The following is a 12,912-nucleotide window of genomic DNA, read 5'->3' as shown; positions in this document are numbered from 1 at the left end:
TTCTAGAAGTCGTTGTTGTGGATCAACCTAGTTGATGTATTATACAATAACCACGTTTAAGAAAAAGTTCCATCCATGCTTTCCCTTCTGTTATAATTTGGTTTTCAATTGAAGTTTGAAATTAGATCACAATCTCAAATAGACATTATAAAAACAGCCTTTAATGGGCTATTTTTGTCTCAATTGATCTTATAACTAACAATCAAGTTGGGAGTCGCGTGCAGAGGAAACGGTCGGGGCCGCGATGGCAGAAAGCTGGCACCTGAATAGGAAATTTCCGGTGCCAGCTGCTGGTGTTCTTAATGTGATGAAGAGCCAATGAGTTGCTCGGCAATGCTTTTGGAAAGAGGCAACGTATTAATTTCAGAAGGCATCGCATTAATATTAAGGGTTTGTACATAATCCCCGCCGCGAGTTCCACCTGCGAACGTTGCGAATCCTGGAAAGTTGCCGCCATGCCCCCAAATCGTAATACCATTCGTCAGCTTTATTCCAGCGATCCCCAAACCGTATTCACCTACTGGAGTTTCAACCCCAGTTAACATCTGATCTAAAGTAGCTGGTTTTAATAGCTTGCCACTAAGTATAGCTCTGAAGAATGTATTCATATCATCCGCTGTGGAGATCATAGATCCCGCAGCATCTGCCCAAGAGGGATTCATTTCGGTTCTATCTATGAATTGACCGTCGAGTACGAAGTATCCTCGTGCATGTTCACCTGGAATAAACGAGTAGTCGTCGGGTACATAAGTGCTCGTTAGATTAAGGGGAGCTATGAAACGTTTCCTAATATGTTCCCCGTATGTTTCTCCAGTAGCCTTCTTAATAATCATCCCTGCCAGTACCGTATTCGTATTGGAATAAACCCATTTCTCTCCAGGCTTAGAGGTTGCCTTCATGTTCAGTCCAGTACGAACTAATTCGTCAGCAGTAAAGGAATGTAACGGGTTTGGGAGTAATTTATCGAGAATATCCTTGTGTTCTGAATAGTCAGGAATACCGCTTGTTTGGTTTAATAGTTGCCGAATCGTGATATGATCCCCTTCATATTCAGTACCCTTAACAACATCAGGCAGCCATTTTTCTATCGTGTCATCCAGGTTCAGTTTTTCTTCATCAACAAGCTGAAGAACGACCATTGCAGTAAACGTCTTTGTTAGACTACCGATCCGGAAAGTAAAGTTCGTTTTAACCCGGTCAGTACCGTAAATGCTTGCTTCACCGGAAGCATATGCCCATTTTGATCCTTTGTTTGAAGAAGCTACAATTATGCCCGGTATATTTTGATTGTTAGCAGCTTCATCGATAAGTTGCTTGGCTTTGGTCTGCGAATCTTGAATGCAAGTAGTAACGAGGGGATCCGTCTGATTTGCAAAACCGGTTCCTGATAATGGCAGTAATAGAGTCGCGGTAATCATTGTCGATACAGTGAGCATAGAAATTTTGTTCATTTCGTTTCTCCTTTTGATTAAAGAATCGTATTATTCATTCATTTGTGATGGAGTGACCTTTTTGATATAGAAAAAGATGTCAAATGTCTTGCCGAATGCAGTGTCTACAAACAAAGGTATTTGAGGTCCCAATGTTGTTACTCCGGCAAGTAGAGGACGGGTTTCATCTAACCAAGTTTTCACCGAACCGCTTGCTTTGCGCAAGTCTACAAAAAATTGATCATGTTTGACTTGTCCGACGGTATAGTTAATGCTTTTGGGGTCATCGACTTTAACCGTTCCATAAGGACCGAATTTGCCACTTTCATTAACAACGTTATATGAACCTGAGTGGGTTGAAGTCCCGATGGATACGTATTTGTCGCCGTAATGTTTAGCCAAATGTTGTCCTGACATCTCCGGATATACGAATGGAAGAGTATTGGTTTTGGATATATGTCCGTTATGACCCCATACAATGGTTTTCCCCCATTGTTCTTGTGTCCACTTCGCATTTTCATACATTGCAATATCATGTCTTAAGAAGAACTCCGGCGTTTGTTCAGCTGAAAACATATGAATAAATTGCTCGATAATACGGGCGCTATGCAATGCCCATTCGTAAGCTTCTTTTTGCTTGCCGGCATTAGCTTCATTTTTTTCTAGCAGCTCAATAATAGACCGGGCATTGGAAAGATGTTTTTCTTTCTCATCTTTCGGCAGTTTCTCAAAACTTTCTTCATCTTTTGTTGCGGAAATAAGCTCTTTCATTTTGTCATTTAATTGAGAAATCAAATTCGGATGATATTGTTGGATATAGTCTGAAATTTTGTTAAACACAGGTTCATCTAATTTTTTTTGATCCATCCCGACTACACGTACTTTGTTGGGATGCTTGGGATCGGCATTGTAGTCACGAATCCATTCCAACATTTGCGTTATTTCTTTATTGTTAAACATGGGGCTAAGAATTTTGCTTGGATGCCCTTTACCTGTAAGAACATATTGATCAAGCATCAATCCTTTCCCCCAGTTCTCCTCTAAGACAAGGTTTGTAAACCCCAATTCCGTAATCATATACTGTACGATACGGTGTTTCATCGTGAATATTTCATGCATGCCATGAGAAGCTTCGCCTAAACCAATAATAGAAGCAGATCCTATCATCTCTTTAAGTGGTTGTAAATCTTCCAAAGAAGCACGAGGCTCTGTTGTTGTTAATTTGCTTGCATTCTTCTCCAGCCACTGTAATGGAGTCTGGTCGTCCTTCATGGCAGTTTCAAGTTTAGATGCAGGCGTATTGCCCGAACTGGATGGTGTTGATGGGATTTCTTCTGTGGAACAACCGGCCAAACTTATACTACATATTGTAGTAAGCGCCAGCTTCGTTAATAAGTTCTTGTTCATTTTTACCTCCCCGGAGTTATTGTTTGACATTCGTTGCGAAGCGATTTGTCTCCCCGAGTATTGCAAAGTGATTGTCATACTGCCAAGATGCCATTATGTCACCATGATGCGTTTTTACTGTCATATGACGGCTTATCGTCCAATGCTTTCTGGGACCGAGTGAGCAATTCGGCTTCACGAACAGAAGCTTATTCCTTGGATGAAGCGTTACAAGCGGCGGCAGAGGAGGCGGCGAGATCGGTCATTTTGTCGGATACCGGCGATAACCCGCGGCAGGCGCTAGCATGGATTTGACCCTCGTTCTGAAGCGGCTGCTAGAGTTGGGTTGGGGGGAGACGCTTGTTGCCGTCATCGTTGATGCGCAGCGTGGGAGATGTGTTCGAAGCAGGTGAAGGCGGGCGTGTCAGACTCGGTCTCGGACGGTTCTATCCGACATTTGCTTGCGACGATTCGCAGCTAGCCGTCGACGCAGGGAACCGTTCGCGGCAAGGCATGCGCTGTCGTCCGGAGCAGTGGGGTTACCTTATATTTAATACGAAAGAAATGACCGATCTGATTGAATGAATTCGGGTCTATAATAACAATCCAGACAATGATCAAAAGTGCGTACCATAGGCATGTGAAAACGATTAGCGAAAATGTCTATGAATCGATCATAGAGTATGTGCAACCGCATAAACCGGAACTTGTGCCACTTTTGAACGATAAGTTTAAAGACCTTATCCCCGAACGAAGGATGCGTACATTTACATGAATCTTTCGGAATAAATGAAAAACAAATATCATGAAGACACCGAAGAAATTTGTAGGTTGCTGGAACAGTACGTATTTAGGGCCGTAATGCTTTGTCAGATGTTATCCGGCGATCTCGTCATATACTTGCGGGAGCAGATTTGTTTTCGCGGTGTGGCCGTTGTGCGCCCAGACGATCGACTTCCCAAATTTCTCCTCCGTCTATCTGGCATTTTCGTACATCGCTTTATCATACTAGTCCTGGATTGTCAAATGATAAGTTATTTGGATTCAGTCAACGAAATGGATTCAAATCCGACTTGAGGATACGAAGCACGAATGGTCCGCAGGTTGATCCTCATTAGTTCATCTGCGATGCCGTCACATTCTGAATATGGACGACAATATCGAACTCTTGTTCCAAGGCTATGTTGACGTGTGAAGATCGATGGCATATTGCGAGAACCCGACTTGGCCGAATGCGTAGTTAAAGCTTTCAGGTGGTTCGCTTTAACTGGAATGGGAACGATGGCTTTGTCGTTTCGTCTTCCGCTTATTTGTAATATGTTATTTTGGATTACGCAAGTAGTCATTATCCAGAGAGGAGTCAACGATCCATTGAAGCATGCCGATTAAACAGCCGTTTTTTTGTTTTCGGGATAATCCTCTCTTTAGAAAGTATCACATGACATTTTTACACTGGCGCAAATGACACAGGAAGCTGTACGATGCGGGTATTACTGGAGAGGAGCGATGAACCCATGAAAAACAGAGTGACAGGTTTCATCCAAAATGGTTATTTTTTATTATTGACTTTTGCTACAGGTCTGTTTTACTTTTGCTTCTATCTGGTTGCTCTATCGTTTAGTTTAAGCCTTTCTTTTACAGTCATTGGAATTCCTTTAGTCACTCATGTTTTACGAACAACTGCAACGTTTATTCAATTTGAGCGAACGCAAACAAAAATTTATACTGATGTTACGATTGCCCTATACGACAAGAAAGCGACAACGGAAGGATCGGTGTGGACTCAAGCCAAATCCGAGCTAACGGATCGCCGCAATTGGGTCGCCGTCTATTGGTTGATGCAGAAATTAGTGATTGGGCTTATCAGCCTCGTTAGTGCCGCAGCGCTCTATGTAGCTCCTTTTATGTTACTCCTGACTCCACTGCTGTATCGTTACATTGATATGAATGTTATTATCATGCATGTAGATACTTTGGCAAAATCGCTCATTGTGATGGCGGTCGGAGCCGCATTTGCTTTGATCAGCTTCAAGCTAGCCGATCGCTTGGTGAAATCGATCGGAGGTTATACTCGTATCATGATTCGACAGTTAAAATGATAGCTATGAAAAATATCAGACGTTAGATACAGGGGTTGAAACGAATTGTTGGACATCGTTAAACAGTGGATATGGTATGACTGGATTATGTTGGCGACCCGCTTTATAAACAGCACTACGCTCATCATCACGATGATCAGTGTTCAGGAAGGTTTGACATTACCGCTTTGGATCGTTGTTTTCTGGGGAGTCGCTGCCTTCTCCATTCCTTGGCTTTGCTTGCGGCTCAGTTATAAATATTACCTGTTCACGGAAATGCTGATCTATGGCGGACTGTGCATCTATTTAACTTCATTGTTCCCTGTTGCATTCGTCTCATTTCTTGTCTCTGCGTTTCTCATCGCGGCGAATAGCGCCCACCGATCTTATCGTTGGACGGCTCCGGTCACGATCCTTATTTTCCCCGCCTTGTTCTATACGGTAGCGCAAAGCAACGATTACTGGATTACGATCAGTTATTATGGGCTTGCTTATGTGATGGGCTTCGCCTTTCATTTATTGATCGTCAATCATCGGCAAAATGAAACGATTCGTAAGCAGAACGCGGTGCTCGAGCAATATATGTCCCAGATCGAGCGCATTACGCTGACGGAAGAACGAAATAGGCTGTCGCGGGAGCTTCACGATACGGTTGGGCATGCGTATACTTCCATCATCATGGGAATGGAGACATTGCGTGCCGAGCTTGTTACCGAAACAGGCATACAAAGACTAGATTCCTTGCTTGAACTGGGCCGCAAAAGCATCGAGGAAGTGAGGGGCTATTTGCATCAAATGGGATCAGCAGAGGATTCGCTGATTCAGTCTCTCCAGCTGCTTGGAGATGAATTTCAGGAGCATGCCCAGGTCAATGTCATTTTCCGAGTGTTGGGAGAGGAGTATATGTTGTCACGGCAAGCGAAAATGGCCTTGACTCGCTGTGTGCAAGAGTCGCTTACAAATGCCGTTCGTCACGGCGAGGCGACGGAAATGACCGTTTCATTACAATTCGAACAGCAATTTACGAGGCTTGAGGTGCAGGACAACGGGCGAGGGATGGAAGAGTGGCGGGAGGGGTTCGGCATTAACGCGATGAAGGAACGAGCGATGAATTTGCAGGGCCAAGTATCCGTTTTTACGAAACCGGGGGACGGGACACGGGTCGCTTGTACTTTGCCCCGACAAGCGGAGACGTTGGAAGAGGAAATACGCTTGCTGATTGTCGATGACCAACCGTTTATTCGAGAAAGTTTGCGGACGCTGCTGGACAAATTCCCGGATTTGGCCATAGTCGGCTTGGCTGAGGACGGCGAGCAAGCTGTCGACTTGTGCGAACGTCTTCAGCCTCACGTGGTGCTCATGGATTTGGACATGCCGCGCAAGGGTGGAGCGGAAGCGACCACGATCATCAAGGAGCAGTGGCCTCATATCCGGGTATTGATTTTCACCACGTTTCAGGATAGCGAGCAAGCGCGGGATTTACTGCGCAACGGCGCGGACGGTTTCCTGCTGAAAACGACGGAGCCGCTTGAGTTAGCCAATAAGATACGGATTATTCACCGTGGAGACACGTTGATCGAACAGGGAATGTCCCGCAAAATATTTGAAAAGCTCGATGAGAGTAGCGCATTACCGCGATCGAATACGGCCGATACCTATGATTTGACACCCAGAGAAATCGAAATATTGCAGCTTGTCGCCAAAGGTTACCGGTACAAGACGATAGCGTCCAAATTGTATTTGTCGGTCGGCACGGTCAGAAACTACGCCAGCTCAGTTAATACTAAGCTCGGTGTCAGCAACAAGGAAGAAGCTGTTATGAAAGCTTTGGAACTTGGAATCATCGCATAAACTCGGATGATAACGTGCGGCATATACAATTGGCTTCGTTTATATTTTGAACGACTTGTTGATGCTGGGAATTTGGGATTTTTTCCATTTTTGAATAACTTACATGAGTTTAACCATCTCATTAAACAATCCGGAGTTGCTTTTGCAGCATTATCTTTTATTTTCGATATACAATTTTATTAGGGAAGCAGAGCAATACAAAAACGCGGTTGTTTCCCTATAGGGGAACAAGAATGTACAGTTATATCGATCTGTACGCGGCGAACGTCATTAATATTTGCCATTTCTTGTTCTTTAATTCCGGACAAGGAATTGCATGTTCTCTTCGCTCTTACTCCACTGTTTTAAGGCATAAGACGGCGCTGAACATATGAACACCGCTCCACTTCCCTTGGTTTATGCTGCCGTTTTCCCCTAACACCTAAGCCTGCCCAAATGGAAGTCGTGCTCAAGATGACGTTATCTTATAAAAATATAAGGTTTGACCAATCGGATATTATAAACAGTCTCACATTGATGTTAAAAAAAACAGCCTAAAATGGGCTGTTTATGTCTCAAATGATCATATAACTCACATCGCTTATTTGAATTTAACGAAATAAAGAAGAAGAGCCGCTTCCGCAAGGAAGAACTCTTTTTCTTTTTTTGGTTTTCCGGCTGTGGAGTGATTAACGAATATGCCTGCACGGTAGTCTTTCACTTGCCGCCGATCCGGTACTTGTATAGACGCCTTGCCCGTTCAATCCGCAAGACCTTTACTTCCATCACACGTTTTACCGAAGGCCGAATCTACTTCTTGCGCGCAAACCCTTCCTCTTCCAGATACTCCACCGCTTCTTCGTAACTTTCAAAAACGGAGTCGAGATTGAGCCCCGCATGGATAAACCACATGTCATCCTCCGGCTTGACCGTTAACACATGACCGTCTGCGTTTTCCCATGTCTGTTCGTCCGCGCCGGAAGAGCCGGCTTTGTCTGCTGCCTGACGGGACGCTCCGGCAGGGGCGGTTAACGACCGGATTGCCGCTCCGGCGAGTTCGCGCAGTTGTTCTTCCGAGTAATCCCGGATGTTGACGAGGCCCTTGTCGTCCGTTTCGGCGCCCTCAATCTGCCCGGCATAAATATACCCGTTTCCGTTCGGATGGAAATGGTAGCCGACCGTTTTTTTATCATAAGCACTGTCTTCGTAATGAAAATTTACACGTCCGAGAGACACGTTTTTCCGCTGCAGTTCAGGGAAAGATTCCATAATGGCGATTTTTTGATCAAAAGTGAGCATAGCTGCCTCCGTTATAGCTTCCATGATTTAATTGCTGATTGTATCATATCCTGTCGGAACGGGACATACAACCGGGAAGGGCCTTCTTTTTTGAAACGAGCCCGCATAGGGTAATAGTAATGCCGCAGGACAGGGAGGAACACGGATGATCCGGCAAAGATGGAAAAGCAGGCCTACCCGCAAGCAAGGCTGGAAAAAAAGGCTGTTCATCGTGCTGCTCATTTTTACGCTTGTCTCGCTGCAGTCGTTTATTATCATCGAGCGGAATTTGAAGCCGCCGCTGATGAATCTGGCGAAAGTGCGGATCAAGCAGATCGCCACCGAATCCATCAATGAAGCGATTTCCGATAGGATTTCCAGAGGAACGGATTTCGAGAAGCTGATCGACTGGAAAACGGACAGCGGCGGCAAAGTATCCGGCTTTATGCTTAATTATTCCGAGCATATGCGGATTACCGCCGAAACCCGCGGAGCCGTTCAAAGCCAGTTGAACCGCCTGACGGCGATTCCCGAACATATTCCTCTCGGGCAGGCGATGGGAAGCGCCATTCTCGCTTCTTTCGGTCCGAATATCCCGATCCGGATTACGCCCGCCGGAGCCGTCAAGGTGGACCTCAGCACCCGGCATGAAAATGCCGGCATCAACATGATTCTCGTTGAAGTCTATATCCGGATCGTCGCCGAGGTTTCCGTCATCATTCCGTTCGATTCCGAACCGGAAATCGTCGAAACCGAAATTCCGATTTCCTACTCGCTTGTTGTCGGCGACGTGCCCATGTACTATTTCGACAACAAGGGGAACCCGGTCGGATCGAGCAAGGACGCGGTGCCGCCGAGCATCTCGCTTCCCAATCTCAAGGGGCAGCCTACAGCGGGGAGCGGCGGTAAGCTGCCGCCGGATGCGCCTGCGGAAGGGGTGTCCAAACCCGAGGGAGCGGAGGATAAAAAAGCGGAGTAGCCCGGTCCGGGAACAGAACAAGCCCTCTCCACGGAGAAGGGCCTGTTTGTCCGACCGTACGGTCGGGCGGATTCGGAGGCGGGAGCAGAAGCAGAAGCAGAAGCAGAAGTGAAGGTTATTTTCCCGCCGCTTTTTTCCTGAATTCCTCGCGCTCCCATTTCTTCAGCGACGGATAAGGATCGAAGGGCCAATCCGCCAAGCCCCTGTCCCTGTACATGCCGAAGTGCAGATGGGGCGGGAATTTGCCGGAGGTCCCCGGTTTTCCGTAGCCTGAGCTGCCGACCCAGCCGACGACTTGTCCGGGTGCCACAACGTCGCCTTCCTTGATTTTTTTATCGAATCCGGACAGGTGAGCGTAGTAATGATAAACGTTGTCGAGATCGCGTATGCCGATCCGCCAGCCTCCGTACGGATTCCAGCCTTTTACTTCTATAACGCCGTAGCCGGTGCTGCGTACCGGCACTCCGTAACCCGCGAACAGGTCCGTCCCTTCATGGATGCGGAAGCCGCCCCAGCCCCGGCTGGCTCCCCAAGTGCTGCGGTAGGAATATTCCGATTTGACCGGAAGGGGAAAAGCATGCTCGTGGAGGCTGAGCGTGCCGAATTTTTCGTAGATATCCGCAAATTGTTCGATGCGTTCGACGCTGCGCGTATTGGAATAATGCTCCCACAAGGAAATGCGGATATCTTCGGGATCTTTTCCGTGACGAAGCATGAGCCTTGCCATGGAGGCCAGACGGTCAAGGTCGCTGCCGCGGTCGGCCAGACCGTCACCCGACCCGTCCACCCCGACGCCGCCGAAAAAGGAGATGCTTCCCGGATCGGTGTCTTCGTGGTCGGGGTTAAGCATCCCGACCCAGGTCAGCTCGGGGAAGTCGATGCCGATCAGCCTTTCGGGCGCGTCTTTTTTGCGGCTTTTGTTCATGGTATATTCATAGCGGTCGACAGCCGCCAGCAGAGTCCACGGTATCCCCGTGATCTCACTGACTTTCTGCATCAGTTCTTTGCGTTCCGCATCCGGTATTTGCTTCGTATTAGCGGCCGGTGGAGGGGCCTTAACCGGCTCGGCTGCCGTCACCGTAAGGGGGCATGCCGCGAGGCACGCCGCTAACAACCCTGCAAACAGCCTTTTGGACGGCAGATTTCCTTTCATGCGATCACCTCGTTTTGGTGCTGATGACATTAGGATGTACAGGCTTGGTGGATTTATCCCGCAGGGGTTCAATTAAATGCCGCCGGAAGTGAAGAAAAGCGGCGTGGATTGTTTGTCCATTCGTGCTATAATGAAAAAAGCCCGGCTTCCGTCAGGTTTCTTGCTTTGGATGGATTGGCAAGTATTCGGATCGGGAACGTTACAAGAAAAACGCAAGGCCTTACAACCCTTGCGAACAAAAGGTGGAGCAAGCAATGGCAACTAAACCGTTACAGCGTAAGCCGGAATGGCTGAAAATAAAACTGAACACCGACGATAACTTTAAAGATTTAAAAAACATGATGCGTTCCAAAACGCTCCACACGGTATGTGAAGAAGCGAAATGCCCGAACATTCACGAATGCTGGGCGAACCGTACGGCAACCTTTATGATCCTCGGGGATATTTGTACCCGTGCCTGCCGCTTTTGCGCGGTTAAAACGGGCCTGCCGACCGAGCTGGATCTTCAGGAGCCGGAACGCGTAGCCGACGCCGCCGCTCAGATGGGGCTCAAACACTGCGTTGTAACGTCCGTAGCGCGCGATGATCTGAAGGACGGCGGAGCGACGATTTTTGCCGAGACGATCCGTGCCGTGCGGAGCAAAGTGCCGTTCTGCAGCGTGGAAGTGCTGATTCCCGATTTTATGGGGGATGAAGCTTCCCTGCAGATCGTGATGGACGCGAAACCGGACATTTTGAACCACAACATCGAGACCGTTGAACGCATGTCCGATCACGTCCGGGCCAAAGCCAAATACAGCCGCTCCCTTGAGCTGCTGGCCCGGGCCAAGAAGATGAACCCGGACATTCCGACGAAGTCGAGCATCATGATCGGGGTCGGCGAAGAGTGGGACGAAATCCTGCGGACCATGGACGATCTGCGCCGTCACGACTGTGACATTATGACGATCGGACAATACTTGCAGCCGACCAGAAAACATTTGGCCGTAGAAAAATATTATACGCCGGAGCAGTTCGCTCTGTTGAAGGAAGAAGGAATGAAGCGCGGGTTCAAGCATGTGGAATCCGGACCGCTCGTCCGCAGCTCGTACCATGCACATGAGCAGGTTCGATCGGCCTCACAGACGTCCGCTCCGTAACCGACGCCGGGATACAGGGGAGGAATTGGGACATGATTCATATCGGAGGCAGAGCGTACGAGCTGATCACCGAACACCGGAACGGTTGGAATCAGGAAGTTTTCCGGGACCGTTACAGCGAAGTGCTCGAACGCTACGATTATATAGTGGGAGACTGGGGTTACAATCAGTTGCGCCTAAGAGGATTTTTTCGTGAGAATCACAGCAAAGCGGGCAAGGAATCTTCGATTGTCTATCTTCAGGATTATTTGAACGAATACTGCAACTTCGGGTGCGCTTATTTTATTCTTGAAAAGCTCCCGGGCAAGCATACTCCGCCCGAACAAACGGAGGAAGAAGCTGCCGCGGAGGGAGCTCCCAAGCCTTCCAGACACCAGGGGGCTTCCAGAGCGGAAGCCAAACAGGAGTCCCGGGAGGGCAAAAGCGACAGCCGTGAGCCGCGTGCGGACAACAAGCAGGAGGCGAGGGAATCACGGCAGGAGCAGAGGGGTTCTTCGAACCGCTCCCAGCGCCAGCAGGACGGAGGCCGTCCGGATGCCCAGGTTTCCCAGAAGCAGGGCAAGCCTCGTCCGCCGAGACAACCCCGCGGAGACCAGCAGCGCGGCGAGCGTTCGTCCGAAGGCAAGCCGCACAACCAGCGGCAGAGCGGCGGGCAAGGCGGCCAAGGCCAGAACAACAACCAGAACAACAACCAGAACAACAACCAGAACAACAACCAGAACAACAACCAGAACAACAACCAGAACAACAACCAGAACAACAACCAGAACAACAACCAGAACAACAACCAGAACAACAACCAGAACAACAACCAGAACAACAACCAGAACAACAACCAGAACAACAACCGTCCTAAGCCTTCCCAAGCTGTCCAAAATCCGGCTCCGCCCGCGGGCCCGGAATCTTCCGAATAATACCGGCTGGAGAAAAGCAAAACCCTCTGTTCCTCCTTATATACATAAGGACAAACAGAGGGTTTTTATGTGTGTGCCCTTCCGGCAAAGGGCGCGCCAATCAGTTTGCTTTGTTCGCTTTTTGAGCCAGGCGGACGAGCATGTGGGCAAGCATGTGGCGCTCTTCGTCGCGGCCTACGTTCCACAGCTCTCTAAGCAGATTTTCTTCCGCGTTGCGAGGCTCCTCGTGAGCGGCCAGGTAGCCTGCCACTTTCTCAGCCGTTTTTGCGAGCTGCTCTTCGCCAAGGCCGAGACTTTCGCCCAAGTGAACGCGGCTTCCCAGGTAGGATTTAAATTCTTCGAAGTTTTTAAGAATCTGATCTTTCTCACCAGCATCCATGCGATTCATGACATCATTCACTTTACCTGTATCCAAAGTTCCGTTTTTGTCAACCATATGATTGTGTTCTGTCATCGTTAACGCCTCCTTGTATAAGGTTAGTATAATGTTACAAGACATTCTTACCCTCACGATTCCGGGTTGAATCGGTCCGGGCTGTTTTTTCGGGCGGCACTCGTATTGACTCGGCACCGGGCGCTGGCTATAATAAGAGATAACTTCTTACAAAAAGGGGAAATTTTGATGTCGGTGTCCGTTCTTAACTAAACAAATTCCATAACCGGAGTTCGAACACGTATCGCGCAGGTCAAATGTCGTTTAAAGCGATGTTTATTTTGTTGTGCGT

Annotated in this window: 12 protein-coding genes; 7 read left to right on the top strand and 5 right to left on the bottom strand. The window is 48.1% G+C overall.

The genetic code is table 11. The features are described from left to right. Positions 1-299: 299 nt before the first annotated feature. Together ABC395_RS20955 and ABC395_RS20950 are read right to left on the bottom strand one after the other, a co-directional pair. Positions 300-1,451, bottom strand: coding sequence for a serine hydrolase domain-containing protein (locus tag ABC395_RS20955; RefSeq protein ID WP_413005804.1), 1,152 nt, complete (start codon positions 1,449-1,451; stop codon positions 300-302). A gap of 30 nt (positions 1,452-1,481) precedes the next feature. Next, a complete protein-coding gene (locus ABC395_RS20950) occupies positions 1,482-2,837 on the bottom strand; it encodes an erythromycin esterase family protein (RefSeq protein ID WP_413005803.1) in 1,356 nt (451 codons plus the stop codon). A gap of 342 nt (positions 2,838-3,179) precedes the next feature. Between ABC395_RS20950 and ABC395_RS20945 the strand changes: the two genes are divergently transcribed. From ABC395_RS20945 to ABC395_RS20935, 3 genes are all read left to right on the top strand, one after another. Beyond that, a complete protein-coding gene (locus ABC395_RS20945; protein WP_413005802.1) occupies positions 3,180-3,401 on the top strand; it encodes a hypothetical protein in 222 nt (73 codons plus the stop codon). Positions 3,402-4,330: 929 nt separating this feature from the next. Next, positions 4,331-4,915: a sensor domain-containing protein gene (locus tag ABC395_RS20940; protein ID WP_413005801.1), complete on the top strand. Its 585-nt coding sequence runs from the start codon at positions 4,331-4,333 to the stop codon at positions 4,913-4,915. A 45-nt stretch (positions 4,916-4,960) separates the two neighbouring features. After that, the gene (locus ABC395_RS20935) at positions 4,961-6,745 is read left to right on the top strand and encodes a response regulator (RefSeq protein ID WP_413005800.1); all 1,785 of its coding nucleotides are present in this window, start codon (positions 4,961-4,963) and stop codon (positions 6,743-6,745) included. 789 nt (positions 6,746-7,534) lie between these two features. Here ABC395_RS20935 and ABC395_RS20930 read toward each other — a convergent pair. After that, positions 7,535-8,023 carry a polysaccharide deacetylase family protein gene (locus ABC395_RS20930; protein ID WP_413005799.1) on the bottom strand — a complete coding sequence of 163 codons (489 nt, stop codon included), beginning with the start codon at positions 8,021-8,023 and terminating at the stop codon, positions 7,535-7,537. A 145-nt stretch (positions 8,024-8,168) separates the two neighbouring features. Between ABC395_RS20930 and yunB the strand changes: the two genes are divergently transcribed. Next, positions 8,169-8,981: a sporulation protein YunB gene (yunB, locus tag ABC395_RS20925; protein ID WP_413005798.1), complete on the top strand. Its 813-nt coding sequence runs from the start codon at positions 8,169-8,171 to the stop codon at positions 8,979-8,981. A gap of 115 nt (positions 8,982-9,096) precedes the next feature. Here the strand turns inward: yunB and ABC395_RS20920 are convergent, their stop codons facing one another. Further along, the gene (locus ABC395_RS20920) at positions 9,097-10,134 is read right to left on the bottom strand and encodes a M23 family metallopeptidase (RefSeq protein WP_413005797.1); all 1,038 of its coding nucleotides are present in this window, start codon (positions 10,132-10,134) and stop codon (positions 9,097-9,099) included. Between the two features lie 76 nt (positions 10,135-10,210). Here ABC395_RS20920 and ABC395_RS20915 point away from each other — a divergent pair, with 76 nt between their 5' ends. Genes ABC395_RS20915 through ABC395_RS20905 form a run of 3 tightly spaced genes read left to right on the top strand, consistent with a single transcriptional unit; the run spans position 10,211 to position 12,187 of the window. Continuing rightward, positions 10,211-10,399, top strand: coding sequence for a hypothetical protein (locus tag ABC395_RS20915; RefSeq protein WP_413005796.1), 189 nt, complete (start codon positions 10,211-10,213; stop codon positions 10,397-10,399). Further along, a complete protein-coding gene (gene lipA, locus ABC395_RS20910) occupies positions 10,389-11,273 on the top strand; it encodes a lipoyl synthase (RefSeq protein WP_009673125.1) in 885 nt (294 codons plus the stop codon). Before ABC395_RS20915 ends, lipA begins: the two co-directional genes overlap by 11 nt. A gap of 32 nt (positions 11,274-11,305) precedes the next feature. Then, a complete protein-coding gene (locus ABC395_RS20905; protein WP_413005795.1) occupies positions 11,306-12,187 on the top strand; it encodes a YutD family protein in 882 nt (293 codons plus the stop codon). A 100-nt stretch (positions 12,188-12,287) separates the two neighbouring features. Here the strand turns inward: ABC395_RS20905 and ABC395_RS20900 are convergent, their stop codons facing one another. Beyond that, positions 12,288-12,641, bottom strand: a complete 354-nt coding sequence (locus tag ABC395_RS20900) for a DUF3243 domain-containing protein (protein WP_413005794.1) — start codon at positions 12,639-12,641, stop codon at positions 12,288-12,290. Positions 12,642-12,912 lie beyond the last annotated feature (271 nt).

The organism is Paenibacillus canaveralius (assembly GCF_047238265.1).
Taxonomy (GTDB): Bacteria; Bacillota; Bacilli; order Paenibacillales; family NBRC-103111; genus Paenibacillus_F.
Note: the sequence above shows the minus strand (reverse complement) of the source record. Positions and strands in the feature narration are given on the sequence as shown.

Coding starts and splice junctions, on each gene's coding strand:
- ABC395_RS20915 (WP_413005796.1), top strand. CDS start 10,211: ATGCCGCCGGAAGTGAAGAAAAGCGGCGTGGATTGTTTGTCCATTCGT.
- ABC395_RS20920 (WP_413005797.1), bottom strand. CDS start 10,134: ATGAAAGGAAATCTGCCGTCCAAAAGGCTGTTTGCAGGGTTGTTAGCG.
- lipA (WP_009673125.1), top strand. CDS start 10,389: ATGGCAACTAAACCGTTACAGCGTAAGCCGGAATGGCTGAAAATAAAA.
- ABC395_RS20940 (WP_413005801.1), top strand. CDS start 4,331: ATGAAAAACAGAGTGACAGGTTTCATCCAAAATGGTTATTTTTTATTA.
- yunB (WP_413005798.1), top strand. CDS start 8,169: ATGATCCGGCAAAGATGGAAAAGCAGGCCTACCCGCAAGCAAGGCTGG.
- ABC395_RS20955 (WP_413005804.1), bottom strand. CDS start 1,451: ATGAACAAAATTTCTATGCTCACTGTATCGACAATGATTACCGCGACT.
- ABC395_RS20905 (WP_413005795.1), top strand. CDS start 11,306: ATGATTCATATCGGAGGCAGAGCGTACGAGCTGATCACCGAACACCGG.
- ABC395_RS20950 (WP_413005803.1), bottom strand. CDS start 2,837: ATGAACAAGAACTTATTAACGAAGCTGGCGCTTACTACAATATGTAGT.
- ABC395_RS20930 (WP_413005799.1), bottom strand. CDS start 8,023: ATGCTCACTTTTGATCAAAAAATCGCCATTATGGAATCTTTCCCTGAA.
- ABC395_RS20900 (WP_413005794.1), bottom strand. CDS start 12,641: ATGACAGAACACAATCATATGGTTGACAAAAACGGAACTTTGGATACA.